The 26,034-nt window shown below is 65.9% G+C and carries 27 protein-coding genes; 17 read left to right on the top strand and 10 right to left on the bottom strand.

The window, feature by feature from the left end; all coding sequences use genetic code 11:
* Positions 1–102 precede the first annotated feature (102 nt).
* Positions 103–417: a flagellar hook-basal body complex protein FliE gene (gene fliE / locus ACYVH8_RS01215; RefSeq protein ID WP_460487057.1), complete on the top strand. Its 315-nt coding sequence runs from the start codon at positions 103–105 to the stop codon at positions 415–417.
* A gap of 89 nt (positions 418–506) precedes the next feature.
* On the opposite strand, the gene ACYVH8_RS01210 is transcribed toward fliE, so the two are convergent.
* The 4 genes from ACYVH8_RS01210 to ACYVH8_RS01195 all read right to left on the bottom strand — a co-directional run bounded on the left by ACYVH8_RS01210 (position 507) and on the right by ACYVH8_RS01195 (position 4,443).
* The gene (locus ACYVH8_RS01210; protein ID WP_460487056.1) at positions 507–809 is read right to left on the bottom strand and encodes a flagellar protein FliT; all 303 of its coding nucleotides are present in this window, start codon (positions 807–809) and stop codon (positions 507–509) included.
* A gap of 3 nt (positions 810–812) precedes the next feature.
* Positions 813–1,247: a flagellar export chaperone FliS gene (gene fliS / locus ACYVH8_RS01205; RefSeq protein WP_460487055.1), complete on the bottom strand. Its 435-nt coding sequence runs from the start codon at positions 1,245–1,247 to the stop codon at positions 813–815.
* 81 nt (positions 1,248–1,328) lie between these two features.
* On the bottom strand, positions 1,329–2,735 hold the full coding sequence (gene fliD / locus ACYVH8_RS01200; protein ID WP_460487054.1) for a flagellar filament capping protein FliD: 1,407 nt from the start codon (positions 2,733–2,735) through the stop codon (positions 1,329–1,331).
* 220 nt (positions 2,736–2,955) lie between these two features.
* A complete protein-coding gene (locus ACYVH8_RS01195; protein ID WP_460487053.1) occupies positions 2,956–4,443 on the bottom strand; it encodes a flagellin N-terminal helical domain-containing protein in 1,488 nt (495 codons plus the stop codon).
* A gap of 432 nt (positions 4,444–4,875) precedes the next feature.
* On the opposite strand from ACYVH8_RS01195, the gene ACYVH8_RS01190 reads away from it, so the two are divergent.
* From ACYVH8_RS01190 to ACYVH8_RS01170, 5 genes are read left to right on the top strand one after another with little or no spacing between them, the layout of a single operon-like run.
* A complete protein-coding gene (locus tag ACYVH8_RS01190) occupies positions 4,876–6,366 on the top strand; it encodes a flagellin N-terminal helical domain-containing protein (RefSeq protein WP_460487052.1) in 1,491 nt (496 codons plus the stop codon).
* Positions 6,367–6,390: 24 nt separating this feature from the next.
* Complete coding sequence (locus ACYVH8_RS01185) at positions 6,391–8,589, top strand: O-linked N-acetylglucosamine transferase, SPINDLY family protein (protein WP_460487051.1); 2,199 nt, start codon at positions 6,391–6,393, stop codon at positions 8,587–8,589.
* A gap of 21 nt (positions 8,590–8,610) precedes the next feature.
* The gene (locus ACYVH8_RS01180) at positions 8,611–9,099 is read left to right on the top strand and encodes an acyltransferase (RefSeq protein ID WP_460487050.1); all 489 of its coding nucleotides are present in this window, start codon (positions 8,611–8,613) and stop codon (positions 9,097–9,099) included.
* On the top strand, positions 9,096–9,893 hold the full coding sequence (locus ACYVH8_RS01175) for an NAD-dependent epimerase/dehydratase family protein (RefSeq protein ID WP_460487049.1): 798 nt from the start codon (positions 9,096–9,098) through the stop codon (positions 9,891–9,893). The genes ACYVH8_RS01180 and ACYVH8_RS01175 overlap by 4 nt, the downstream gene beginning before the upstream one ends.
* Before the next feature lie 15 nt (positions 9,894–9,908).
* Positions 9,909–10,694 (top strand): cephalosporin hydroxylase family protein, encoded by a 786-nt coding sequence (locus ACYVH8_RS01170; protein WP_460487048.1) that lies wholly within the window; start codon positions 9,909–9,911, stop codon positions 10,692–10,694.
* An 18-nt stretch (positions 10,695–10,712) separates the two neighbouring features.
* Here the strand turns inward: ACYVH8_RS01170 and ACYVH8_RS01165 are convergent, their stop codons facing one another.
* Genes ACYVH8_RS01165 through rfbF form a run of 6 tightly spaced genes read right to left on the bottom strand, consistent with a single transcriptional unit; the run spans position 10,713 to position 15,074 of the window.
* Positions 10,713–11,180 carry a class I SAM-dependent methyltransferase gene (locus ACYVH8_RS01165; protein ID WP_460487047.1) on the bottom strand — a complete coding sequence of 156 codons (468 nt, stop codon included), beginning with the start codon at positions 11,178–11,180 and terminating at the stop codon, positions 10,713–10,715.
* Positions 11,086–11,433, bottom strand: a complete 348-nt coding sequence (locus ACYVH8_RS01160) for a hypothetical protein (RefSeq protein WP_460487046.1) — start codon at positions 11,431–11,433, stop codon at positions 11,086–11,088. The genes ACYVH8_RS01165 and ACYVH8_RS01160 overlap by 95 nt, the downstream gene beginning before the upstream one ends.
* A gap of 23 nt (positions 11,434–11,456) precedes the next feature.
* Positions 11,457–12,683: a methyltransferase domain-containing protein gene (locus ACYVH8_RS01155; RefSeq protein ID WP_460487045.1), complete on the bottom strand. Its 1,227-nt coding sequence runs from the start codon at positions 12,681–12,683 to the stop codon at positions 11,457–11,459.
* On the bottom strand, positions 12,680–13,240 hold the full coding sequence (locus ACYVH8_RS01150) for a dTDP-4-dehydrorhamnose 3,5-epimerase family protein (protein ID WP_460487044.1): 561 nt from the start codon (positions 13,238–13,240) through the stop codon (positions 12,680–12,682). The genes ACYVH8_RS01155 and ACYVH8_RS01150 overlap by 4 nt, the downstream gene beginning before the upstream one ends.
* The gene (gene rfbG, locus ACYVH8_RS01145; protein WP_460487043.1) at positions 13,237–14,304 is read right to left on the bottom strand and encodes a CDP-glucose 4,6-dehydratase; all 1,068 of its coding nucleotides are present in this window, start codon (positions 14,302–14,304) and stop codon (positions 13,237–13,239) included. The genes ACYVH8_RS01150 and rfbG overlap by 4 nt, the downstream gene beginning before the upstream one ends.
* Positions 14,304–15,074, bottom strand: a complete 771-nt coding sequence (gene rfbF, locus ACYVH8_RS01140; protein WP_460487042.1) for a glucose-1-phosphate cytidylyltransferase — start codon at positions 15,072–15,074, stop codon at positions 14,304–14,306. Before rfbF ends, rfbG begins: the two co-directional genes overlap by 1 nt.
* Positions 15,075–15,335: 261 nt before the next feature.
* Here rfbF and flhD point away from each other — a divergent pair, with 261 nt between their 5' ends.
* The 11 genes from flhD to ACYVH8_RS01085 all read left to right on the top strand — a co-directional run bounded on the left by flhD (position 15,336) and on the right by ACYVH8_RS01085 (position 25,983).
* Positions 15,336–15,662, top strand: a complete 327-nt coding sequence (gene flhD / locus ACYVH8_RS01135; protein WP_460487041.1) for a flagellar transcriptional regulator FlhD — start codon at positions 15,336–15,338, stop codon at positions 15,660–15,662.
* 16 nt (positions 15,663–15,678) lie between these two features.
* Complete coding sequence (gene flhC, locus ACYVH8_RS01130; protein ID WP_460487040.1) at positions 15,679–16,218, top strand: flagellar transcriptional regulator FlhC; 540 nt, start codon at positions 15,679–15,681, stop codon at positions 16,216–16,218.
* Between the two features lie 149 nt (positions 16,219–16,367).
* Positions 16,368–17,228 (top strand): flagellar motor stator protein MotA, encoded by an 861-nt coding sequence (motA, locus tag ACYVH8_RS01125; RefSeq protein ID WP_460487039.1) that lies wholly within the window; start codon positions 16,368–16,370, stop codon positions 17,226–17,228.
* A 21-nt stretch (positions 17,229–17,249) separates the two neighbouring features.
* Complete coding sequence (motB, locus tag ACYVH8_RS01120) at positions 17,250–18,206, top strand: flagellar motor protein MotB (protein ID WP_460487038.1); 957 nt, start codon at positions 17,250–17,252, stop codon at positions 18,204–18,206.
* A gap of 66 nt (positions 18,207–18,272) precedes the next feature.
* Positions 18,273–18,665: a chemotaxis response regulator CheY gene (gene cheY / locus ACYVH8_RS01115; protein WP_460487037.1), complete on the top strand. Its 393-nt coding sequence runs from the start codon at positions 18,273–18,275 to the stop codon at positions 18,663–18,665.
* A gap of 3 nt (positions 18,666–18,668) precedes the next feature.
* Positions 18,669–19,337: a protein phosphatase CheZ gene (locus ACYVH8_RS01110; RefSeq protein WP_460487036.1), complete on the top strand. Its 669-nt coding sequence runs from the start codon at positions 18,669–18,671 to the stop codon at positions 19,335–19,337.
* A 453-nt stretch (positions 19,338–19,790) separates the two neighbouring features.
* Entirely contained in the window at positions 19,791–20,963 is a 1,173-nt protein-coding gene (locus tag ACYVH8_RS01105; RefSeq protein ID WP_460487035.1) for an EscU/YscU/HrcU family type III secretion system export apparatus switch protein, read from the top strand.
* Positions 20,960–23,041: a flagellar biosynthesis protein FlhA gene (gene flhA / locus ACYVH8_RS01100; protein ID WP_460487034.1), complete on the top strand. Its 2,082-nt coding sequence runs from the start codon at positions 20,960–20,962 to the stop codon at positions 23,039–23,041. Before ACYVH8_RS01105 ends, flhA begins: the two co-directional genes overlap by 4 nt.
* A complete protein-coding gene (flhF, locus tag ACYVH8_RS01095) occupies positions 23,038–24,489 on the top strand; it encodes a flagellar biosynthesis protein FlhF (RefSeq protein ID WP_460487033.1) in 1,452 nt (483 codons plus the stop codon). The genes flhA and flhF overlap by 4 nt, the downstream gene beginning before the upstream one ends.
* Positions 24,482–25,267 carry a hypothetical protein gene (locus ACYVH8_RS01090; RefSeq protein WP_460487032.1) on the top strand — a complete coding sequence of 262 codons (786 nt, stop codon included), beginning with the start codon at positions 24,482–24,484 and terminating at the stop codon, positions 25,265–25,267. The genes flhF and ACYVH8_RS01090 overlap by 8 nt, the downstream gene beginning before the upstream one ends.
* Positions 25,267–25,983, top strand: coding sequence for an RNA polymerase sigma factor FliA (locus tag ACYVH8_RS01085; RefSeq protein ID WP_460487031.1), 717 nt, complete (start codon positions 25,267–25,269; stop codon positions 25,981–25,983). The genes ACYVH8_RS01090 and ACYVH8_RS01085 overlap by 1 nt, the downstream gene beginning before the upstream one ends.
* The last annotated feature ends 51 nt before the right edge of the window (positions 25,984–26,034 follow it).

The raw sequence follows: 26,034 nt of genomic DNA, 5'->3' as shown, positions 1-26,034 counted from the left end.
ACATTAGGGGGAAAAGGCCCTGATTTCCCCGCCATTTCAAAATAATGGCGGCCAGCGGCAGGACTAGCATCAGTCCCAACATCATTCCTTCGGGACTGCCTCATGGATTTACGTCTGACACCCACCACCATGCCGGTCACGGTGCGCCCCGGCCTGGCCGCCAAAACCGGGGCCGCCCAGGCCGGTGTTGCCGCCAAGGGCTTTCAGGCCGAGATGCAGTCGGCGCTGAAGTCGGTCAGCGAAGCGCAGAATTTCGCCACCACCTTGCAAAAACAGGTCCAGATGGAGAATCCCAAGGTCAGCCTGGAAGAGACCATGGTGGCGATCCAGAAAGCGCAGATCGGCTTCCAGGCCACGCTGCACGTGCGCAATCGGATGGTCCAGGCCTACACCGACATCATGAACATGCAGGTTTGAGGCATGACGCGCTCTGCGAACGCATGACCTTGCCGCTACGCGGTTTCGACGACGAAATGACTTGAGTCATGTCCGCGCAGCGGACGTCATCAGTGCAGCACGCGTCGACCGCCGCCGTCCAGGATCTCCTCGAGATGGGTGAGCCAGGGTTCGGTCAGGTGGCGGATCTCGGCGTCGTTGCGCAGGATGCGCTGCATGATGCGCGTCTTCTCGCTGCGCTCCTCGGGCCGCAGATCCTCTTCGCGTGAGCGGTGGCGCAGCTGCTCGATCAGCACGGCGCACACACCTTCGTAGCGCATCACGGATTCCAGGTCCTGGACCCGGGCAGCTTCCAGCATCTTGGCGCTGCTGTCCTCGATGGCCTTGTAATAGTCGATCAGCATCTGGGGCATGGTTCAGGCTCCCGTGCTCACGGACGCGGCCGGTTCGGCCACGGTCCCCTGTTTCATGCCCTTCCAGCCCTGGGCGATGGTCTCGATCAGGCGCTGGATCTCCTGCAGGATGGTGTCGTCGTTCTGGGCATTGGCCAGAATCAGGCGGCGCGTGCAGTAGTCATACAGGGCGGCCAGGTTCTCGGCGAGCTCGCCGCCGTCGACGCGGTCCAGTCCGGTGCTCAGGCCTTCCTCGAGGATGCGCAAGGCCCGCGCAATGGCCTCGCACTTGGCCGGCACGTCACCACGCGCCAGCGCGCCGCGCGCGGTCGCCAGCGACTGCAGCATGCCGTCAAACAACAGGCTGACGATCTGGTGCTGGTCGATGGTGTGCATGCTGGTCTCGACGTTGATGCGCCGGTAGGCATCGGCCGAGCGGGGGCTTGCGGTGCGAAACATGCTTGTATGTCCTCTTTGGCGGCGTCAGGTCTTGATTCTCTCTTTATCGACCGAATGGCCTGAAAATGAAGCTCGTCACTCTCACCTCGAGGACTTGTTCCACTGGGTGATTTGCTGCGACAGGTAAGAGTTGAGCGAGTTCAGGCCGGTGAGCTGGACGTCCAGCGCACTGTAGCGCCGGTTGAGGGCGGCTTCCATCCGTGTGGCCTTGTCGTTGACCCGGGCCTGGTCCTTGGCATTGTTGTCCAGGGAACGCTTGAGGTTGTCGTCCTTGGTCTTGAAAAAGCCCGTGCTGTCCAGCAGGGTCTTGGTCAGCCCCTTGAGGCGCACGGCGATCCCCTCGGCGCTGCCGGGGGTCGTGCTGCTGAACAGGGCCTTGATCTCATCCATTTTCTCCATGGCCTTGGACAGCTTGGTGCTGTCGATCTCCAGATTGCCGCCGCGCAGCGCACTGATGCCGACGTCGCTGAGGCGCTGGAACACGCTGGAGCCGGTGCTCACGGACTGCACGGCCGCACGCAGGGCGTTCTGCAGGGCCAGGGTGGTGCTGTCGCCCTGCAGCAGGCCGCCGGTCTTGGTGGCCTGATCGTACTTGGTCGCCTCGTTGAGGACCCCGTTGATGTCGTTGTAGGCCTTGACGAAGTCCTCGATGTTCTTCTTGACGGTCGAGGTGTCCTTGGCGATGGTGATGGTCACCGGCGCGGTCGTCTGCTTGACGGCGACGAAAGTCACACCCGCCACCGAGCTGGCAAAGGTATTGGTGGCCGAGCTGACGGCAATGCCGTTGATGGTGGCCGCGGCGTTGACCGCCGCCTGGTTGGTCACGCTGCCGTTGACCAGGCGCGACAGGCCCAGAGCATCGGTCGGGTTGCCGTCCGCGTCACTGGTCACGCTGAGCTTGAAACCCGCCGCCAGACCCGTGTTCTTGCCACTGATCAACAGGCGCTCACCCGAGGCGTCGCTCAGCACGGTGGCGGTGACGCCGGCATTGGCGCCGTTGATCTTGCCGGCGATGTCGGACACCGTGTCGGTGGCGCTGATGGTCAGGTCCACCGGCGTGCCGCCGCCGGGCGTGAAAACCGCCCCGGCCCATTGGCCGATCTCCAGGCGCAGCGTGCCCGCGCCGATGGCGCCGCCCACCGGCCACAGGGGCATGGAGTAGGTGGACTGCGCCTTGGCCAGGTTCTGCACCTCGACGCTGAAGGCCGTGGGCTGGGTGCCGCCGATGGCGCTGGCCGTGACCGAGGATGTGTCCGAGGACGATGCCGACACCCCGTTCCAGCCGGTGATGCTGCTGAGCTTGCCGATGGCGTCGGACAACGCCGACACCAGGGACTTGATCTGGCCGAAGGCCGAGATCTTGGCCTGCACCGTGGTGGCCGCCAGCTGCAGTTTCCCCAGCGGCTTTCTTTCCAGCGCCACGAGTTGCGTGACGATGCTCTTGACATCCAGATTGCTGCCGATACCCGGCGATGACATGGTGGCCATGGCGAACTCCTGACTGGCATGGGCGCCAGCATTCCCTGTGGGATTATCGGCCGTACCCCCGACACTGTCACTTCGATTTGGGGCGCAAAAAGACCATATTTCCCGCTCTCTCGTTTATCGACGGATTTACTTGTAACTTGAGCCGACGCGAGCAGCAGCAGCGGAATAAAAAAGCCCGGCGTGGACGAACCACGCCGAGCCGACGTCAGAACCTGAAGGTCTAGCGCAGCAGGGCCAGCACGCCCTGGGGCAGCTGGTTGGCCTGGGCCACCATCGCCGTCGCCGCCTGTTGCAGGATCTGGGCGCGCGACAGGGCGGCGGTTTCCGCGGCGAAGTCGGCATCCAGGATACGGCTGCGCGAAGCGGTCAAGTTCTCCGACGTCACCTGCAGGTTGGCGATGGTGGTGTCGAAACGCGACTGCAGGGCGCCCAGCTTGGCGCGTTCGCCGCTGAGGAAGGACAGGGCCGAGTCCACCGTCTTGAGCGCGTCAGACGCCTTGATGACCGAGGTCACGTCCAGGTTGGAGACCTTCTTCAGCGTCGAGTTGCCGTCGATGATGAGCGAGGCGGCGCCACCCGTGGTGGCATCCACTGCGAAGGACTTGTCCGAATCCAGCGTCACATAGCCGCTGATGATGGCGTTGTTGGCCGTGGTGTCGGCAGCCAGCGTCTGGTTGCCGGCCACGGCCACCAGGGCGCCCGTGGTGTCAGCCACGTACTTGGTGACGGTCACGGCACCGGCGTTGGCGGTGGCCGTATCACCGACGCGGATGTCGTTGCCGGTGGCGTTGGTCAGGATGATGCCGGTGCCGGCCGTGTTCAGGCTGGCGATCACGCCGGTCTTGGACGATTTCTCGTTGATGGCCGACACGGCGCTGGACAGGCCGTCGGCGCCGGTGGTGGCCGAGATCGCAAAGGAGATGGTCTCGTCAGCCGAGTTGTCCGAGCGCAGCAGCAGCGAGTAGGCCCCGGCGGCGGCGAAGGTCAGTTGCACGTCGGTGCGGGCCGAGGCGGACACGCCGGTGGCGGAAGTCTGCAGGTTGATCGAGTCCGCGGCCGCCTTGGCCGTGCCGTTGGCAGCCAGGTTGACGGAGGCGCTGCCCAGTGCGCCGTTGATGGCGACGGTGTCGATCACGCTGCCATTGGCACCCCAGGCACCGGAGCCGGCCGAGGGGCCGCTGGCGATGACCTGGTTGTTACCGTACTGGCTGGTGCGCAGATTGGCGGTGGAGGCCACGATGACCTGGCCGGAATTGGCGCCGACCTGGAACTGGGCGGAACCGAAGGTGCCGTCGAGCAGCTTCTGGCCGTTGAATTCCGTGGTTTGCGAGATGCGGTCCAGTTCGGCCACCAGCTGACCCACTTCCTGGTTCAGGGCCTGGCGGTCCGAGGCGCTGTTGGTGGCGTTGGCCGATTGCACGGCCAGTTCGCGCACACGCTGCAGGATGTCGCTGGAGGCCTTGAGCGAGCCTTCAGCGGTTTGCGCCAGCGACACGCCGTCGTTGGCGTTACGCACGGCCTGGTTCAGGCCGCGGATCTGGCTGGTGAAACGCTCGGAAATCGCCAGACCGGCGGCGTCGTCACGGGCGCTGTTGATGCGCAGGCCCGAGGACAGGCGCTGGATTGCGGTGCTCAGCGAAGCCTGACTGGTGCCCTGGTTACGCTGGGCGGTCAGCGAGCTGATATTGGTGTTGATGATCGATGCCATTGCAAATCTCCTTGACAAACAGATGGCGTTACCGCCAACCAGGACGCCAGACGATGCTGGCGACTTGATTCACCAGTGCAACATTGCTGTCGCGGTGAATGGCGGACCTGGATAGGACCGTTGCATCTCTTTTCGGCGCGGCCAGAACAAAACTTGAGGCCTGATTCATCGAATTACGCTACTTTTCCCGCCCATTTGCACCGACTGGCCATGGCACAAGCTCCGGCACAGACCAGGTACATCTCCTTATATCGGCGCTGGCCGGCCGAACTTGAGGCCCAAATGCAAGAGCTGACCGGTTTTCCCCCTTTTTATCGCTGCACCGGCCCGAAACGCGCCGCCCACAATCAAACCATCGTTTTGCCATGCCCATCTTTCATGGCGCGAACCGGCCACGAAAGGGCCACAACCCTGAACTGAAGGAGTGATTCAATGGCTGCCGTTATCAACACCAATATCAGCTCGCTGACCGCGCAGCGTAACCAAGGTAGTAGCCAGGCATCCCTGGCCACTTCCATCCAGCGTCTGTCTTCGGGCCTGCGCATCAACAGCGCCAAGGACGACGCCGCTGGCTTGGCGATTTCCGAGCGTTTCACCAGCCAGATCCGCGGACTGAACCAGGCGGCGCGTAATGCCAACGACGGCATCTCCCTGGCCCAGGTGGCTGAAGGCGCCCTGGGTTCGGCCAGCAACATCCTGCAGCGCGTGCGCGAACTGGCCGTGCAATCGGCCAACGCCACCAACAGCGCCTCGGACCGCCAGGCCCTGAACCAGGAAGTGGGTCAGCTGGTGGCCGAACTGGACCGCATCTCGCAAACCACGGAATTCAACGGCCAGAAGATCCTGGACGGCACCTTCGGTACCGCCCAGTTCCAGGTCGGCGCCAATTCCGGCCAGGTCATCGTGGCCTCCACCGCCAATCTGCGCACCAGCCAGTACGGTAACAACCAGGTCATCGCCAGCGGCCCCTCGGCCGGCTCCGGTGCCTGGGGTGCCAATGGCAGCGTGATCGACACCGTCGCCATCAACGGCGCACTGGGCAGCGCCTCCGTCAACCTGGCTGCCAACGGCACGGCCAAGCTGGCCGCCGACACCATCAATCTGCAAACGCCCAACACCGGCGTGTCCGCCTCGGCCCGCACCGACGTGCAACTGACCTTCGCCGCCGCCGGGGCCTACTCGCTGCTGCTGCGCTCGGACAACTCGGCTGACGAGTCCATCTCCTTTGCGATCTCGGCCACCACCGGCGCCGACGGCCTGTCCAACGCCGTGTCGGCCATCAACGAGAAATCGTCCAAGACCGGCGTGATCGCCAGCCTGAACGTGGCCGGCACCGGCATCATCCTGACCAACGCCACCGGCAACGACATCCGCGTCGGTGATACGGCCACCGTCAATGCCGGTGCCGTGACCGTCACCAAATATGTCTCCGACACCACCGGGACCCTGGTGGCCGTGGCCGGCAACCAGACGCTGGCTGCCGACACCACGGCCAACAACGCCATCATCAGCGGCTATGTGACGCTGGATTCGGACAAGTCCTTCGCAGTGGATGCCACCACGGGTGGCGCCGCCTCGCTCATCATCGACGGCAACTCGACGCTGAAGAAGGTGGCCAACCTGGACGTGACGACCGCCATCCGGGCCAACGACTCGCTCAAGACGGTGGATTCGGCCCTGTCCTTCCTCAGCGGCGAACGCGCCAAGCTGGGTGCCCTGCAAGCGCGCTTCGAAACGGCGATTTCCGCGCTGCAAATCACCTCCGAGAACCTGACCGCCTCGCGCAGCCGCATCATGGACGCCGACTTCGCCGCGGAAACCGCCGCCCTGTCGCGCGCCCAGATCCTGCAACAGGCCGGTACCGCCATGGTGGCCCAGGCCAACCAGATCCCGCAGGGCGTTCTGGCCCTGTTGCGCCAGTAAGCCGGCTGAACGGCAAGCAAGCCCGTGCGAACTGCGCGCCCTCCCGTTGCCGCAGACCCGCACGACGCGAAGCTGCAGGCCGCCCTGCAGGCGGCGGACTGGCCGCTGCTGGTGCGCCTGTGCCGCCAGGCCCTGCGCAAGAACGGGCGCCACCTGCGGGCACACCGCCTGCTGGGCTTTGCGCTCAACAAACAACGCGACACCGACGCGGCACTGGCAGCCTACAGGCAGGGCTGCGCCCTGTGGCCGGACGACGCCGAACTCCTGATCAATTACAGCAGCCTGCTGATCGAGCATGCCCTGCATGCCGAAGCCGGCTCGCTGCTGGAAAAAGTCTGTGCCATGCGCCCGCGAGAAGCCATGGCCTGGCTCATGCTGGCCCAGTGCTGTTATGACACGCGCCAGCACGAGCGGGGTTTTGCCGCCGCCCTCAAGGCGGCCGAGTTGGCAAAAAATCCGGCCGAACAACTGGCTGCACTGACACAAAAAGCCATCCACCGACGAGAGATGGGGCAGGTGCGCGAAGCCGTGCAGGATTGCGAGGCCGCCCTGCACCTGCAACCGCAGGACCTGGCCAACCACACCAACCGCCTGCTCTTCATGCTGGCCGACCCGACTGTCAGCGCCCAGCAGCTGGCTGCCGCCGCCCGCGAATACGGCGCCGCCTTCGAGCCCGCTTTGCGAGCCCAATGGCCCGATTTCGTCGCCCAGCGCCAGGGGCCCTGGCGGCGCCTGAAGATCGGCTTTCTCTCACCCGACCTGCGCACCCACTCGGTCATGTACTTCGTCGAAGGCCTGCTGGCACAGCTGGACCGGCGCCAGTTCGAGGTCTGGGGCTTCCACCTCTACCCCAAGGACGACGCCGTCACCGGGCGCGTACGCTGCCATGTCGACCAGTTCGTGCACCTCGCCGGCCTCAACGCCACCGAACAGACCCAGGCCATCCGCGCCCAGGGCATCGACATCCTGTTCGACCTGGCCGGCCACACCGGCTACAACGGCCTGCTGGCCATGGCGCACAAGGCCGCACCAGTGCAAGTCTCTTGGCTGGGCTATCCGGCCACCACGGGTCTGAGTGCCATCGACTACAAGTTCAGCGACGAAGTCACCGACCCGCCGGACGCCGACGATCTGTACACCGAGCGCCTGTACCGCCTGCCCACCCTGTTCTGCTGTTACCGGCCCCTGAGCCGCGAGCCGCTGTGGCGCTACCAGCCGGCCTACCAGGTGCGGCCGGCCCCCGCCGTACATAACGGTTTTGTCACCTTCGGTTCCTGCAACAACCTGGGCAAGCTGACCGACGAAGTGCTGGCCCTGTGGGGCCGCGTGCTGTCCACCGTGCCGAACGCACGCCTGCTGATCGAAGGCAAGAACTTCGGCCAGCCTGCCTTCGCCCAGGCCTACCGCGAACGCTGCGCCAAGCTGGGCGTGGACGTGACACGACTGGAACTGGTGCCGCTGGACACGGGCAACCAGTACCTGACCTACCACCGCATCGACATCGCGCTCGACCCCTTTCCGCTCACAGGTGGCACCACCACTTTTGACCTGCTGTGGATGGGCGTGCCCCTGGTGTCCATGGTGGGCGACAGCTTCAAGAGCCGGCTCAGCACCGGCATCCTCACTTACCTGGGACGCAGTGAGTGGCTGGCGCAGGACGCCGATGCCTATGTGCGCATCGCCGCCGCGCTGGCCGCCGATGTGCCGCAGCTCAACACCCTGCGCCTGGGCCTGCGCCCGGAGGTCGAACAGTCGGTGCTGATGCGCGAGGACCTGTTCAACCACCACGTGGGCGAAGGCCTGCGTCTCATGTGGCTGCAGTGGCTGGCTCAGGGCCAGCACCCGCAGGACCCCGAGGCCCAGGGCCGCCTGATCGAAAGCTGGCTGCCCAGCCTGCCCGCCGGGTGGAGCGAACCACCGACACCCGGTGTTGGCCTGGCCCCGGGCCAGCGCGTGAGCCTGGCCGAAGCCCACCAACGCCTGCAGGCCTTGCTGGACAAGGCGCGTGAACAACGCCCCCAGGTGAACAACGCCGACGGACAGATCAGCCACCGTTGCTGGAAGGACGTGACCGAGATGGCCGAACGGCTGTTGTGCGCCGTGCCGCAGGATCCGGTGGCCCTGGCCTGCCTGGCCGAGGTGGAACACGCCCACGGCCATACCGAATTTGCGGTAACGTATCTGCGCTACGCGCAGGAGGCGCTTGTGCGCGCGGCACAATAGCCCATCCCTGCCGCACCCACCATGCTCCAGATCGACCCCAGCGCCCGCATCTCGCCCCTGGCCGACATCGAGGATTCGGTGCGTGGCAGCCGCATAGCCATCGGTGCGCACTCGGTCATCGACAGCTTCGTCAAGATCAAACCCGCCGGCGGCTCGGGTGACCTGCTGATCGACGAGCATGTGGTCATTAATTCCGGCTGCGTGCTCTACACGGGCCAGGGCATCAGCATCGGCAAGCACGTGGCGATTGCCGCCAACTGCACCTTCGCACCGGTCAACCACGCCTACCAGGACCGCTCGCGGCTCATCATGGAGCAGGGCTTTCTGCCCGGTAAAGGCGGCATCGTGATCGAGGATGACGTCTGGATCGGCGCCAACTGCGTGCTGCTCGACGGCGCCGTATTGCGGCGCGGCTGCGTGGTCGGCGCAGGCAGCATCGTGCGCGGCGAACTCGCCGCCTATACCGTCTACGCCGGCCAGCCCCTGCGGGTGGTGGGAGAACGGCAATGAACTGGACCGTGCTGGGCGCCAGCGGTGTCATCGGCCGGCACCTCGTGGCGCGGCTGCGCGCGGACGGCCAGGCGGTCTACACACCAGGCCGCGGCGAGCCCGGCCTGTACGGGCGGCCGCTGGGCCATGTGATCTATGCCATCGGCCTGACGGCTGATTTCCGCACGCGGCCCTACGACACCGTGCAGGCCCATGTGAGCCTGCTGGCCGAACTACTGCAAGGCGCCAACTTCACTTCCCTGCTTTACCTGTCCTCGACACGCGTTTATGGGCGTTCCGCACTGGGGCGTGAGGACCTTGATCTGACCGTGCAGCCGCAAGACCCGTCCGACCTCTACAACCTGTCCAAGCTGATGGGCGAGTCGCTCTGCCTGACCGGCGGACGCACGGGCGTGCGCGTGGCACGCCTGTCCAATGTGGTGGGGGGCGAGGACAGGGACTCCGGCAATTTCGTGCCCAGCCTGGTCCGTGAAGCGCGCGGTGGGCACATCGTGCTGCAGACGGCGCCCGACTCGGTCAAGGACTACATCCACATCGACGACGTGGCCGAACTGTTGCCACGCATCGCCACGCAGGGCCGCGAGCGCCTGTACAACGTGGCCAGCGGGCTGCAGACGCGCCATGCGCAATGGACCGCACAGCTGCAGGCGCAGACCGGCTGCGCGGTGGAAGTCGCGCCCGGCGCACCCACCGTCAGTTTCACCCCCATCGACATCACGCGCATCCGCACGGAATTCGCGTTCACACCCCGCCCCGTCTTGTCCGCCCTGCCCGCGCAGGCCACCCTCTCCTGAACCGTTTGGTGCCCCATGTCCAGCAACCCCATCGAACAATTCGCCCAGGAACGCAGCGCCCAGATTTCCGGCTACGCAAAAGACGCGGCCTTCACGGCCCAGTCCCAGGCCTGGCTGGAAACGTCCATGCGCCAGCGCTACGTCTACAACTTCGACTGGATGGGTCGCCCCATCATCCAATACCCGCAGGACATGGTGGCCATGCAGGAGCTGGTCTGGAGCACACACCCTGACCTGATCATCGAAACCGGCATCGCCCACGGTGGCTCCCTGGTCCTCAGCGCCTCGCTGCTGGCCATGCTGGATTACTGCGACGCGGTGCAGGGCGGCAGCGTGCTGGACCCCAAGGCCAGCCGGCGCAAGGTGCTGGGCCTGGACATTGACATCCGCGCGCACAACCGCGCGGCCATCGAAGCCCACCCCATGGCGCACAAGATCGAGATGATCCAGGGCTCGAGCATCTCGCCCGAAGTCATCGCCCGGGTGCAGGCCATCGCACGCCACTACCAGCGTGTCATGGTCTGCCTGGACTCCAACCACACGCATGCCCACGTGCTGGCCGAACTGCAGGCCTATGCGCCCCTGACCAGCGTGGGCTGTTACTGCGTGGTCTTCGACACCTTCGTCGAGGACATGCCTGGTGATCTCTTCCCCGACCGCCCCTGGGCGCCGGGCGACAACCCCAAGACCGCCGTACACGAATACCTCAAGACCCACAGGAATTTCGAGATCGACACCACCATCCCGCACAAGCTGCAGGTCACGGTGGCGCCGGACGGTTTTCTCAAGCGCAAGGCCTGAGGCCACCCGCGCAGCGGACTACTTGATCACCAGGCCCTGACCGGTGGGCAATTCCAGCACCCGGTAGCCGCGCGCGGCCAGCCAGGGGGCTTCGGCCAGCTTCTGGTTGCGGTAGGCCATCCAGCCGTAATCGTCGAACACCAGCATGGCACCGGGCACCAGGCGGTCGAACAGGACCTCCAGGGCGCCCATCTCCGCATCAACGTTGTTCAGGTCCAGATGCATGAAGGCGATCTTCTGTGGCGCCACCTCGGCCAGCACCTCGGGCACCTTGCCCTGGGTGACCGTCACATTGGGTGTGTCCGAGAAACGGGCCTTCACTTCCGCATAGAGCTTGTCCCCATGCTCGGACATCGCGTGGTGCGGCATGCTCGGATCGTGATCAAACAGGTCATACAGGTAGTAGTGGTGATCGACCCGTTGCGCAAAATTGACCGCGCCGCAGAGGATGCGTGCGGTGGTTCCCTTGTAGCAGGCGCAAGCCATTGCGCACACCCCACAGCAGGGTGGAAACCCGCCACAGCAGCGATTGCTCGATCGAGGTGGTGGCATGCCGGTTGAAGGCGAGCATCAAGGCCTCGTCCTCCAGGAAACTCAGATTGCGATGGTAGGTGAAGAGGTTGTCGCCGGCATAAATGCCGGTCTCCTGCTCTATACTGCCGACGGCCTTCTGGATGCCCTCGAAAAAACCTTCGGGATGGCGCAGGCTGTAAAAGCTGGATGGCAGCTGGTTCAGCATCGTCTTCCTCGCGTAGCGTCAGTTCAATCGATCCGCGTGCCCGGCACAGCCGTGACAAAACGCCCGCCCCAGTCACGGACATAGGCCAGCTGGGCGGTGATTTCCTTGCGCAGGTTCCACGGCAGGATCAGCACGCGGTCCGGCCGGTCACGGCGCAGATGGTCCTCGTCCACGATGGGCACGCGGCTGCCCGGCATGTACCGGCCCTGCTTGGAGAGATTCAGGTCCACCACATAGGGCAGCAGGTCCGCGCGCACGCCGGCAAAGTTCAGCAGAGTGTTGCCCTTGGCCGCCGCACCGTAGGCGCCGACCTTGAGCCCCTCACGCCTGGCCTGCAACAGAAACTCCAGCAGCTCGCGCTTGATGCGCTCGGCCTCGCGCTGGAAGCCGGCATAGAAAGCCGGCGTGGTCATGCCCGCGGCCTGCTCGCGCGCCAGCAGCGCGGCCACGGCCGGCGCCACCGGCCGGCGGCCGGCGTCACTGCGCTGCGCGTGCACACGCAGGCTGCCGCCGTGTGTGGACAGCTCCTCCACGTCGAAGACCTGCAGGCCGTTGACCGCGAAGATGCGCTGCACAGCAGTCAAGGACAAGTAGGAATAGTGCTCGTGGTAGGCCGTGTCGAACTGACACTCCTGCACCATGCGCAGCAGGTGCGGGAACTCGAAGGTGGCCACGCCCTGCGCTTTGAGCAGGATGGCGAAGCCGGCCACGAAGTCGTTGATGTCGGGCACATGGGCCAGCACATTGTTGGCGGCCATCAGGTCGGCCTGGCGGCCCTGCGCGGCCAGCTCGCGCGCCAGCCCCACACCGAAAAAACGCTCGACGATCGTGAGGCCCTTGGCGCGCGCCGACACTGCGGTGCTGGCCGTGGGCTCGATGCCGTAGCAGGGCACACCGGCCTGTTGCACATACTGCAGCAGATAACCGTCGTTGGCAGCCACTTCCACCACGCAGCTGTCAGCCCCCAGGCCGTAGCGCGTGCGCATGGCCTGCACATAGGCCTGCGCATGGGCCAGCCAGGAGCTGGAGTAGGAGCTGAAGTAGGCGTAGTCGTGGGGAAAAAGCTGCTCGCGCCCGGCATGGTCTTCGGTCTGCACCAGCCAGCAGGCCTCACACACCAGCAGGCGCAACGGGTACCAGGTCTCGGGCACCTGCAGGTCCTGCGCTTTCAGATAGGCATTGGACGGCGGGGCGCTGCCCAGGTCCAGAAAGGGCAGACGCAAACCCTGCTCACAGTGACGACACTTCACAAACTCACCCCCTCGAATCCGGGTGTCAACCAGGTAAAACCGGCGTCACGCGGCGACAGGCCCTGCAAAGGCAAGGGCCAGGTGATGAACAGGCGCGCATCGCGCACATGCAAACCGGCTTCGACGGCTGGCGCGTAGGCCGTGGAATGGCAATAGACCAGTTCAGCCTCGTCGCTCAGCGCCTGGAAACCATGGGCAAAACCGGGCGGAATCAAGAGGGCCGCGCCCTCGGCGGAACTCAGGCGCTCGGCATGCCAGCGCAGAAAAGTGGGCGAGCCAGCGCGCAAGTCCACGGCCACGTCCCACACCTCGCCACGCACGCAGCTCACCAGTTTCATCTCGGCATGAGGTGCGCGCTGGTAGTGCAGGCCGCGCACGGTGCCGCGCCGGCGTGTGACGCTGTGGTTGATCTGGGCCACGGGCACCTTCCAGCCAGCGACGGCCAGTTCCTCGGCACAGAAGAGACGCGCGAAAGCACCCCTCTCATCAGCCAGCAACTGGCGTTGCACACGCTTGAGTCCAGCCAGGGGTAGATCCGTCACCGTCAAACGGCTCATGCGGCGGCCTCCCAGGCTTCGATGTCGGACAGGCACAAGGCACGCGCCGCGCTGCCGTCTTTTCGCGCCCGGTACCAGCGCATGCTGCGCTGCACCGCCTGCTCCAGGGACCAGCGCGGCTGCAGATGCAACTGGGCCTGGGCCTTAGCGGTTTCGAGCGCCAGCCAGCCGGCTTCGTGCGGGCCCTGTTCCGTCTGCTCGTACGCGACGTCGCCGCCGCCCCAGGCCGCGCGTGCGAGTTCGATCACTTGCCGCACGGTGGCGCGCTCATGGGCATGGGGACCGAAGTTCCAGGCGCCGGCCAGGGACGGGTCCTGCCACAGGGCCTGGGCCAGGCAGAGGTAGCCGGCCAGAGGCTCCAGCACATGCTGCCAGGGCCGGGTGGCCTGCGGCCGACGGATCTGCAGCGTTTGCCGGGCCTGCCAGGCACGCACGGCGTCAGGCAGCAGGCGTTCGCCAGCCCAGTCGCCACCCCCGATCACATTGCCGGCGCGTGCGCTGGCCAAGGCCACGCCTTGCGATGAAAAAAAAGCCTCACGGTAGCTGGCGATGGCGATCTCGCTGGCAGCCTTGCTGGCGCTGTAGGGATCGTGCCCGCCGAGCTCGTCGCTCTCGCGGTAGGGGTGGTGCCATTCGCGGTTGCGGTAGACCTTGTCGGTCGTGATCAGCACGACCACGCGGGTGCCGGGTTGCCGCCGCAGGGCGTCCAGCAGGTGCACGGTGCCCATGACATTGGTGGCATAGGTCGCGACCGGATCCTGGTAACTTGCGCGCACCAGGGCCTGTGCGGCCAGGTGCAGCACGATCTCGGGACGGGACTCCTGCACCACGCGGATCACAGCGCCTGCGTCACGGATGTCAGCAATGCGATGGTCCAGACCCTGGGCCACATCTGCCAGCTCGAACAGGCTGGGTTGCGTGGGCGGCGCGAGCGCCAGCCCCGTGACCTGCGCGCCCAGGCGCTGCAAGCACAGGGCCAGCCAGGCGCCCTTGAAGCCGGTGTGCCCGGTCAGCAGCACGCGCCTGCCGTGCCAGAAGGCGGTCTCAGGCCGGCCGGCAATCATCACCAGACCTTCCAGGGGGCCTGCCCCGAAGCCCAGAGAGCTTCCAGTTGGTTCTTGTCGCGTAGCGTGTCCATGGGCTGCCAGAAGCCATGGTGTTCGAAAGCCATGAGTTCGCCATCAGCGGCCAGGTCTGTGAGAGGCTCTGCTTCCCAGCTCGTAGGATCGCCCCCGATGCGCTCGATGCAACGCGGAGAAACGACGAAGAAACCGCCATTGATCAAACCGCCCTCGCCACGCGGCTTTTCCGTAAAGCCGGAAACCTGCGAGCCCTGCATTTCCAAGGCGCCGTAGCGCCCGGGCGGCTGCACGGCCGTCACGGTGGCCAGCTTGCCATGTGTCTTGTGAAAGCGTATGGCCTCGGTGACATTGACGTCGGCCACACCGTCGCCATAGGTGAAGCAGAAGGCCTCGTCATCGGCCACGTGGTCGGCCACGCGCTTGAGACGCCCGCCGGTCATGGTGTCTTCACCCGTGTCGACCACCGTCACGCGCCAAGGTTCGGCATGGCGACGATGCACTTCCATGCGGTTGTTGCCCATGTCGAAGGTGATGTCCGAGGTGTGCAGGAAGTAGTTGGCGAAATATTCCTTGATGACATACCCGCGGTAACCGCAGCAGATCACGAAGTCGTTGACACCGTGGGCGCTGTAGATCTTCATGATGTGCCACAGGATGGGTTTGCCCCCGATTTCGATCATCGGTTTGGGCTTGAGATGGGTTTCCTCGGAAATCCGGGTGCCCAGGCCGCCGGCCAGGATGACTGCTTTCATGGTTTGGCGCCGCAGGAGGCTCTCTTTATATAGAAGACCAAGAATACGGCAGGCCCGACTTCAGGAACGGAGGAATTGGCCGGCATTCATGCGGCAATTCATGCATTTTCCCCGGCCGTTAGTTTGTAGGATTTCCCCCTACAAAGCACTACCGCCTTTCCTTTCACCCGGGACAGCCGCCGGCTGATTTAAGTTTTGCGACCGCTGTTCAGAATCAACCCCGACACGAAACTTTCGAATTGCGCCCTAAAGGAGACACCAATGACTGACGAGCAGATGATCGCTGAGATCCGAGAAACCAATCTCACCTACCTGATGCTGGCGCAGAACCTGATCCGCAAGGACAAGGCCGAGGCGCAGTTCCGCTTGGGGCTCTCCGAGGAATCGGCCGACCTGATGGCCACGCTCTCGCCGGCGCAGATCTCCAAGATCGCCTCCAGCAGCATGCTGCTGTGCCGCTTCCGCATGGACGACGAGGTGGTCTGGAGCCTGCTGACCAACCAGGCCGCCCGCAAGGTGGACAACGATGCCACCACCCGCCTGCACGCCAGCATCCTGATGGCCGGCCGTTTCGCCGAAGCGACCTGAAGCGAGGATCCACACCATGGCCACCGGCAAAAGTGTCCTCAACGAATCGCGCCAGATCGAGCGCGCCGTCGCGCTGATCAAGCTGGGCGCCCGCCTGCAGGTGCTCGAGAGCGAAACCAGCCTGTCCTATGAGCGTCTGCTGCGCCTGTACAAGGAAGTGGCCGGCAAATCGCCCTCCAAGGGCCAGTTGCCCTTCTCGACCGACTGGTTCCTGACCTGGCAGCCCAATATCCACGCCTCGCTCTTTCTCAACATCTACGAGTACCTGAGCAAGACCAGCAGCCTGGAAGACATCGAAGCTGTCATGAAAGCCTTCCGCCTCTACAACGAGCAGATGGTCACCCTGGACATGGAGCCCTTGCTCTCGGTCACGCGCGCCTGGCGCCTGGTCAAGTTCGTTGACAACAACATGCTGGCCATGACACGATGCTCCAAGTGCAACGGGCATTTCGTCTCCGAACCCTACGAAAACGCCCGCCATTACGTTTGCGGCCTGTGCGAACCGCCGGCGCGCGCCGGCAAAGGCAGCGCTGCGGGCGGCATCCTGTTGCACTGAGGACAGGCAAGCGACTCCCATTCCCGGAAAAGGGGGCGGATACGCCCCCTTTTTTTCATAAAACCACCGCCGACCTTTCCCCTAAAATGGTTCGGCACGGCCCTGAAGTACACCCCCGACCGCCCACTCCATACTGACCCTCCACGAACATGCTAGTCATCGTAGGTTATGCCGTTGCCATGGGGTGCATCTTCGGGGTGTACATCGTGCACGGCGGCAATATCGGCGTGATCCTGACAGCGCTGCCTTTCGAGCTGATCACCATCTTCGGCGGCGCACTCGGCGCCTTTGTCGTCAACAACCAGCCCAAGGTGCTCAAGGCGACCATCGCCATGATCCCCCAGGCCCTCAAGAGCTCCAAGTACACCAAGGACCGTTACCTTGAGCTCATGGCCATGCTCTACGACATCCTGCAGAAGGCCCGCAAGGAAGGCCTGATGGCCATCGAGAAGGATGTCGAGAACCCGCATGAATCGCCGATCTTCCAGAAATACCCCGTGGTGGGCAGCGACCACCACGTGGTCGAGTTCACCACCGACTACCTGCGCATGATGGTTTCGGGCAACCTCAACGCCCACGAGATCGAGTCCCTGATGGACAACGAGATCGAAACCCACCACCAGGAAGCCCACGGCCCCATCGCCGCCATCGCGCGCCTGGCCGGCGCCCTGCCGGCCTTCGGCATCGTGGCCGCCGTGCTGGGCGTGGTCAACACCATGGGTTCGGTGGGCCAGCCCCCGGCCGTGCTGGGCGGCATGATCGCCTCGGCCCTGGTCGGCACCTTCCTGGGCATTCTGCTGGCCTACGGCGTGGTCGAGCCGCTGGGTGGCCTGCTGGAGCAGAAGGCGCAGGACAGCGCCAAGGAACTGGAGTGCATCAAGTCCACGCTGCTGGCCAGCATGCAGGGCTACAACCCGTCCACCGCCATCGAGTTCGGCCGCAAGGTGCTGTTCTCGACCGAGCGCCCGACCTTCATCGAACTCGAGAGCCACGTGCGCGGCAAGAAGTAAGCGCAACGCCGATTGTCAGACATGGCCTCCGACGCCAAAAAGCTCCAGCCCATCATCGTCAAGAAGGTCAAGAAGGCCGGCCATGCCGCGCACGGCGGAGCGTGGAAGATCGCCTATGCCGACTTCGTGACGGCCATGATGGCCTTCTTCCTGCTGATGTGGCTGCTGGGCTCGACCTCCAAGGGCGACCTCAAGGGCCTGTCCGACTACTTCAGCTCACCGCTCAAGGTCGCCATGGCCGGGGGCAGCGGCGCGGGTGGCAGCCCCACCATCCTGCCCGGTGGCGGCGCCGATCTGACGCAACAGGCCGGACAGCAGCACCAGGGTGAAAGCGCCGACCCCATGAAAAAACGGCGCGCGCTGGAAATGGCCCGCGCCGAGGCCGCCCGCCAGGATGCACGGCGCCTGGCGGCCCTGAGCGCCAAGATCAGCGCAGCGATCTCCAACAACAAGAAACTGGCCCAGTACAGCAACCAGATCCGCCTGGAAACCACGCCCGACGGCCTGCAGATCCAGATCGTCGACGAACAGGGCCGGCCCATGTTCACCAGCGGCAGCGCCGTGGTGCAACCCTATATGCGCGAGATCCTGCGCGAGATCGGCGCGGCCCTCAATGGCGTGGAAAACCGCATCAGCCTGGACGGCCACACCGACCAGACCCCCTACGGCAGCGGCGACCGCGGCTACAGCAACTGGGAACTCTCGGCCGACCGCGCCAATGCCTCGCGCCGTGAGCTGGTGGTCGCCGGCATGCCCGAAGACAAGCTGATCCGCGTGACCGGCCTGGCCTCCAGCACGCTGCTGGACCCGGCCAACCCGACCGCCCCGGTCAACCGCCGCATCAGCATCCTGGTCCTGACCCGCGAGGCCGAGGATCGCCTGCTGGGCATCAACCGGGAAGCCGTGCTGGCCGAACCCGGGACCGGCGCCACCCCGCCGAGCGCCCCGCCCCCACCCCCTGCAGTTCCCACGCAGTGAATCCGACAGACTTGGCCGCAGCCCGGACTTGCGATAATCTGCTCCATAAATCAGAAAGGCTCGGTTATGGCCAACAACCCACTTCGATTCCTGGTCGTTGACGACTTCTCCACCATGCGGCGCATTGTGCGCAACCTGCTCAAGGAAAGCGGCTTCAGCGAGGCCGACGAGGCCGAGGACGGTGTGGTCGCACTGCAAAAGCTGCGCGCCAGCAACTTCGACTTTGTCGTCAGCGACATCAACATGCCGAACATGAACGGCTTCCAGTTGCTCGCCGAGATGAAAAAGGACGAGAAACTCAAGCACATCCCGGTGCTGATGGTGACCGCCGAGGCGCGCAAGGAAGACATCGTGCTGGCAGCCCAGCAGGGCGCGGCCGGTTACATCGTCAAGCCCTTCACCAAGGCCACCCTCGAAGACAAGCTGCTCAACATCCTGAAAAAGACGGGGCTGCAGTAAATCATGGAAACCAGCGCCTCAGCTCACAACGCCGGGGACGCCGCTTCCCCGGATGCCGCCCCGGCCGTGCACCACAAGATCGGCCAGCTGACCCGTCAGCTGCACGACGCCCTGCAGGAACTCGGCCTGGCCGACAAGCTGCAAGGCACGGCCGGCGAGCTGCCTGATGCCCGCTCGCGCCTGTCCTACATCGCCCGCCTGACCGGTGAAGCCGCCGAGAAGGTGCTCAACCGCGTCGATCAGGCCAAGACCCAGCACGACCACGTCGCGGCCCAGACCCGGCACATGATCGCCCTGCTGGTGGCCGACCCCGTGGCCGCGGTGGCCAAGGGCCACATCATGAATTTCCTGACCGACCTGGAGAAAGCCAATGGCGAGGTCGACCAGCACCTGACCGAGATCATGATGGCCCAGGACTTCCATGACCTGACCGGTCAGGTGATCGCGCGCGTCGTGAACCTGGCCACCGTCATTGAGGACCAGCTGGTCGAACTTCTGATCCAGACCGCACCGCCCGCAGTCCAGGCCCGCGTGAGCCCGGCTGCCGCCATCACCCCGGTCAGCGTGGACGAGGTGGTGCTCTCGGGCCCGGTGGTGGACGCCGCCCAATCCGGCGACGTGGTCACCAGCCAGTCCCAGGTCGACGACCTGCTGGCGAGTCTGGGTTTCTGATGACGTCCGCGATGCGGGCATGACCTCGCGCCGATGGCGCATTGATGACGCGGGCTATGCCCGCATGACTTCATTCATTCCGTCATCGAGGTCGCGCAGCGACAAGGTCATGCGCTCAGAGAGCGCGTCATGAAAGCCGGAAACACCCGGCTTTTCCCCCTTTAGTCCGCAGGCCCCGGGACGACAATGGCGTGAACTTCAGCGTCGCGCCCTCATCCTAGAACCGGCAGTTGACCGCTGATTTTCCGCAGGAAAATCTCGTGAATCTTGTCTATTGCAGCCACGAAGACGCTCACCGGTCGGGTGAGAGCGCTACCCTCCCGAGTGGGCTGCCCTGGGGCGCGCTGGGGGCGTTGCTCCTCCTTGCGGGCAGAAGCCCGCTGCGTCGTCGTGCCTACCCAGCCCACCCCATGACAGCCCACTCGGGCGTGTCCAACTACCGGCTCTAGGATCATGGATTCCAGCAGTCAGGACCGCAATTTACCCGCCTCGCCGCGCAAGCTGCAGCGGGCGCGTGAAGACGGCCAGGTCGCGCGCTCACGTGACCTCGGGCACCTCGCGGTGCTGGGCGGCGGCGCGCTGACCCTGCTGTTCCTGGCCCCCTACATGTACGGCGAGCTCAAGCTGGCTCTGGGGCGGCAGCTCACCTTCGATGTGGCCGTGGTCCAGCAATCGGGCAGCATGCTCGATCGTCTGGAGTCCATGGCCATGACGGGCCTGATCGCCTGCATCGCCTTTGCCGCCATCGTCACCACCATCGCCGTGCTCAGCACACTGGCCTCGGGCGGCTGGGTCCTCAGCTTGAAGCCCATCATGCCGGACCTCACGCGGCTCAGCCCCCTGGCGGGCCTCAAGGGCCTGGTCTCGAAGAAGAAGCTGGCCGAGACGGCCAAGACCACCTTCATCATGGCCTTCATCCTGGCGCTGGCTGCAGCTTTCATCCACGCCACGCTGCCCTCGATCGCGGCTCTGGTGATGCAACCTTCGGTCGGCGCACTGGGACGCATGTTCGAATGGCTGCTCACCGGCGCCGGTCTGCTGCTGGCAGTCATCCTGCTGGTGGCCCTGGTGGACCTGCCGCTGCAGAACTTCCTGCACAAGTCCGAGCTCAAGATGTCGCTCAAGGAGATGCGCGACGAGCACAAGGAGTCCGAGGGCAACCCGCAGATGAAGGGTCACCGGCGCAACAAGGCGCGCGAGATCGCGCAGCGCGGCAGCATCAAGGCCGTCCCCCGGGCCGACTTCATCCTGATGAACCCGACGCACTACGCCGTGGCCATACGCTACGACGAGAAGACCATGAGCGCACCGCGTGTGGTCTCCAAAGGCGCCGACCTGCTGGCCATGAAGATCCGCGACATCGGCAAGGCGCACGAGGTGCCGGTGCTGCAGTCGCCCGTGCTGGCGCGCGCGCTCTACGCGCATGCCGAGATCGACCAGGACATCCCCGCCAGCCTCTACACCGCCGTGGCGCAGGTGCTGGCCTACATCTACCGCCTGCGCGCCGCCCTGCGCGGTGAAGGCCCCATGCCCGGTGAACCGCCGCAACCGCAGGTGCCCGCCGGGCTGGACCCGCAAGAACGCAAGACGCCGCCCTCGGCCCAAACCATCCCTGGCACCGCATGAACCCGCTCCTCCAGACCCTGCAACAGCGCGTCGGCCGCCAGGCCGCCATGCTCTCGGGCGTGGCCGCGCCGCTGCTGGTCGTGTCCATCCTGGCCATGATGGTGCTGCCGCTGCCGGCCTGGCTGCTCGACATCCTGTTCACCATCAACATTGCCGTCGCATTGATGGTGATGATGGTGGCCGCCTACATGCTGCGCCCGCTGGATTTCGCCTCCTTCCCGGCCGTGCTGCTGCTGACCACGCTGATGCGCCTCTCGCTCAACGTGGCCTCCACGCGTGTGGTGCTGCTTGAGGGCCACACCGGCGCCGGCGCCGCCGGTGCGGTGATCGAGGCCTTCGGCCACTTCCTGATCGGCGGCAACTTCGCGGTGGGTCTGATCGTCTTCGCCATTCTCGTGGTGATCAACTTTGTGGTCGTCACCAAGGGCGCCGAGCGCATTGCCGAGGTGTCTGCGCGCTTTGCGCTGGACGCCATGCCCGGCAAGCAGATGGCGGTGGACGCCGACCTCTCCGCCGGCATCATCGACGAGAAGGAAGCCAAGCGCCGCCGCGCCGAGGTGAGCGAGGAGGCCGACTTCTTCGGCTCCATGGACGGCGCCTCCAAGTTCGTGCGCGGCGACGCCATCGCCGGCATCCTCATCCTCTTCATCAACATCATCGGCGGCTTCGCCGTCGGCATGCTGCAGCACAACCTGAGCGCCGGCCAGGCTGCCGACAGCTACATCCTGCTGGCCGTGGGCGACGCGCTGGTGGCGCAGATCCCCGGCCTGCTGATCTCGGTCTCGGCCGCCATGGTGGTCTCGCGCGTGGGCAAGGAGCAGGACCTGGGCCGCCAGATCGCCGACCAGATGTTCGTCTCGCCGCGCGCGCTGGGCATCACCGCCGGCATCCTGGGCGTGCTGGGCCTGATCCCCGGCATGCCCAACCTGGTCTTCCTCTCCGTCGCCGGCCTGATCGCCTACGCCGCCTGGGTGCTGGCGCACAAGCCCGCGCCCACCGAGGAACCCGTCGCGGCGCCGGTGGCGCCGGGCGACGGCGAAGCCAGCTGGGACGACCTGCAGCCCGTGGACCAGCTCGGCCTGGAACTGGGCTACCGCCTGATCACGCTGGTGGACAAGAACCGCTCGGGCGACCTGCTCACCCGCATCAAGGGCGTGCGCCGCAAGTTCGCTCAGGAAGTGGGTTTCCTGCCCCCGCCCGTGCACGTGCGCGACAACCTCGAACTCAAGCCCAGCGGCTACCGCATCAGCCTGCGCGGTGTGGTCGTCGGCGACGGCGAGGCCTTCCCCGGCATGTACCTGGCGATCAACCCGGGCGGCATCACCACGCCGCTGATCGGCACCGCCACCATCGACCCGGCCTTCGGCCTGCCTGCGCACTGGATCGACGAGCGCCAGAAGGAGGCGGCCCAGATGGCCGGCTTTACCGTCGTTGATTCCGAGACCGTGATGGCGACCCATTTATCACACCTGATGCAGGTCCACGCCGCCAAGCTGCTCAGCCGGACCGAGACCCAGCAGCTGGTTGAGCACGTTGCCCGGCTGGCGCCGAAACTGATCGAAGAAGTGGTCCCGAAGATGATCTCGATCGCCGTGTTCCAGAAAGTCCTGCAGTTGCTGCTGGAGGAGTCGGTGCACATCCGCGACATCCGCACCATCATCGAAACCATTGCCGAGCACGCCCCCGCCACGACCGACCCGGTCGAACTGGCCAAGCGCGTGCGCGTGGCCCTCTCGCCGGCCATCGTGCAGCAGATCTACGGGCCGTCCAAGGAGCTCGACGTCATCGCCATCGACCCGCCACTGGAACGCCTGCTGGTGCAGGCCCTGGGCCATGCCGGCGGCCCGGCCCTGGACCCCGGCGTGGCGGACATGCTCACGCGCAACGCCGCCACCGTGGCCATGAAGCAGGAAGAGACCGGCGTGCCGGCCTGCCTGCTGGTGCCCGACCCGATCCGCAATTCGATCGCGCGCCTGGTGCGCCGCGCCGCGCCGCGCATGCAGGTGCTGGCGCACAGCGAGATCCCTGACACCCATTCCATCCGCATCGGCCCGATCCTTCGAGGTGCCCTGACATGAACATCCAACGCTTTTACGCTGCCACCGCCCGCGAAGCCCTGGCCAAGGCCCGCATGGTTTTCGGCGACGGCACGCTGATCCTCTCCAACCGCCAGACCCCGCAGGGCATCGAAGTGGTGGCCACCACCGAGGAATCGTTGGCCACGCTGGACCAGAGCGTCCCCGCCGCTGCCGCCGCACCGACGGCCCCGGCCGCCGCCGCATCGGTCCGCGCCAGGATGTCCGCCGTGCGCGTCGACCCCCAGACCCCGGTGGAAGACGACGCCGCCCAGCTGGCCATGAGCACCCTGTCCTTCCAGGACTATGTGCGTGAACGCATGCTGCAGCGCCGCGCCGAAGCCCAGCAACAGGCCAAGGCCATGCCGACACCCATGTCGGCCCGCCCCGCCTACGAGATCATCCCGCCCGATCCCGAGGTCGCTCCGCAGCCCCCGCGCAAGGCCGTGGCCGCCCCCCTGCCGCAGCCCGTCGCTGCGGCGCCCGTGGCCGCAGCCCCGGCCGCCGTGCCGCACGGCCTGGTCAACGAGCTCCACGCCATGAAGGAGATGATCGAGGAGCGCTTCGGCACCCTGGCCTGGCTGGGCCAGACCCGGCAGAGCCCGATCCGCGCCAACCTCACGCTCAAGCTCATCCGCTCCGGTTTTTCGCCCGCCCTGGCGCGCGCCGTGCTCAGCATGATGCCGGACGACGCCAACCCGGCCGAGGCCATGCACTGGCTGCTGGGCATCCTGCAGCGCAACATCAAGACCGACGCCGGCGGCCCGGCGCTCAAGGACGAAGGCGGCGTCTTCGCCCTGGTCGGCACCACCGGCGTGGGCAAGACCACCACCGCCGCCAAGCTGGCCGCACTGTGCGCACGCACGCACGGCGCCGGCAGCGTGGGCCTGATCACACTCGACAGCTACCGTATCGGCGCGCACGAGCAGCTGCGCGCCTACGGCCGCATGCTGGGCGTGGTGGCCCACATGGCGCACGACCGCGCCGCCCTGCAGGACCTGCTGGGCCTGCTGTCCAACCGCAAGATGGTCATCATCGACACCACCGGCGTGGCCCCGCGCGACCCGCGCAAGCGCGACATCCTCGATGTCCTGAACCTGCCGCAGATCAAGCGCCTGCTGGTGCTCAACGCCGCCAGCCATGGCGACACCCAGGACGAGGCCGTGGCCAACTTCGGCGCCAGGCAGGCCGTGCTGACCAAGATCGACGAGGCCGTCAAGCTCGGCCCCGCGCTCGACACCGTCATCCGCAACCACCTGGTGCTGCGCGGCGTCAGCAGCGGCCAGCGCGTACCCGAGGACTGGGAGCGCGCCGACGCCGAGCAACTGGTCCGGCTGTCCATGCGCTCCTCGGGCAAATCGGCCCACGACCCGCAGATGGCTGAACTGGGCCTGTATTTCGCGCAAGCCGGCGCCCAGAGCGTCCACGCGCAGGGACGCCTGCATGCGTGACACCGACAGCCACCAGGCCGCCGGTCTGGCCGTCCTGGCCGCCGAGCACAGGCCGCGCATCGTCGCCCTGGCCAGCCATGGCGACCACCGCAGCGAGCTGCCCCTGCTGTGGCAGCTGTGCGCGGCCTGGACGGCGCTGGACTACCCTGTGCTGGTGCTCGACGCCCACATACGCGAGACCGAACAGGCCCCCGGCCTGCAACAGCTGCTGCTGGACGGTGACGAACTGAGTCATCTCGGCCAGGGCCTGCAAGACTGGCCCATCGTGCCCGCCGCCCTGGGCCTGACCGCCCTGGGCACGCCCCAGGCCAGACCGCCGGCCAGCGCCAGCGCCGAACGCGTGCGCCAGCTGGCCGAACGCTTCCACGATTACGAACTGATCCTGCTCTACGCCCCGGCGCACGAACTGGCGCGCTCGCTGCCCGGCAGCGGCCTGTCGCCGCTGCTTCCGGTCTCGGCCAACGACGCCGCCCTGCTGAGCGCCTACCATGCGCTCAAGCAATTGTTGAACCTGGGCAAACTTAGGCCTACCATCGTGAGCGTGATGGACGACTCCGCCCTGGCCACCCGTGTCTCGGGACACAGCATCAGCAGGAACCTGCAGGACTGTGCCCGGGATTTCCTCGCCTGCGAGGTCCCGGCACTGACGGTCTGCCCCACCCAGCCCGACGAGGTCCAGCGCCTGGCGCTGCGCACCCTGGAACATGCGCTGCAGGCGCCGCGCTGGAACCCGCCGCACACGGCGCCCCGCGAAGCCCGGGCCGTGAGGAGCCTCTGATGTACACCGCCAAAGGCCAGCTCGACCGCGACGCCCTGATCCGGCAGTACTCGCCGCTGGTGCGCCGACTGGCCCACCACATGATGGCCAAGCTGCCGCCCAGCATCCAGGTCGACGACCTGATCCAGGTCGGCCTGATCGGACTGTCCGAGGCGCTGACCCGCTTCGAGGCCAGCCAGGGCGTGCAGTTCGAGACCTTCGCCACCCAGCGCATCCGCGGCGCCATGATCGACGAGCTGCGCGAGAACGACTGGATGAGCCGCGGCTCGCGCAAGAGCCAGAAAGAGATCGAGGCGGCGCTCACCCGCCTGGAACACAAGCTGGGCCGCTCGGCCAGCGAGTCCGAGATCGCCGCCGAACTGGGCATGGAACTGCTCGAATACCAGGCCCTGCTCTACAAGGTCAAGGGCACGCAGCTGGTCTACCTGGAAGACATGAGCGGCAACAGCGAGGGCGAAGACGGCTTCCTCGACCGCCACATGGTCGACGGCGACGCCGACCCCATGCAGATGCTGCGCAACCAGCGCATCCGCAGCGCGCTGGTCACCGCCATCAAGGGCCTGCCCGAGCGCGAGCAGTACATCATGAGCATGTACTACGAGCAGGACATGAACCTCAAGGAGATCGCCGCCGTGCTGGGCATCACCGAATCGCGCGTGTGCCAGCTGCACAGCCAGTCGATTGCGCGGCTGCGGGCGAAGATGCGGTCGCATTGAGAATGCGCCACACGTGAAAAAGGGCTGCATCGTGCAGCCCTTTTTCTTTTG

The organism is Curvibacter fontanus (assembly GCF_054780335.1).
The sequence above is the reverse complement of the archived record's forward strand: the minus strand, read 5'-3'. Positions and strand labels throughout refer to the sequence as shown.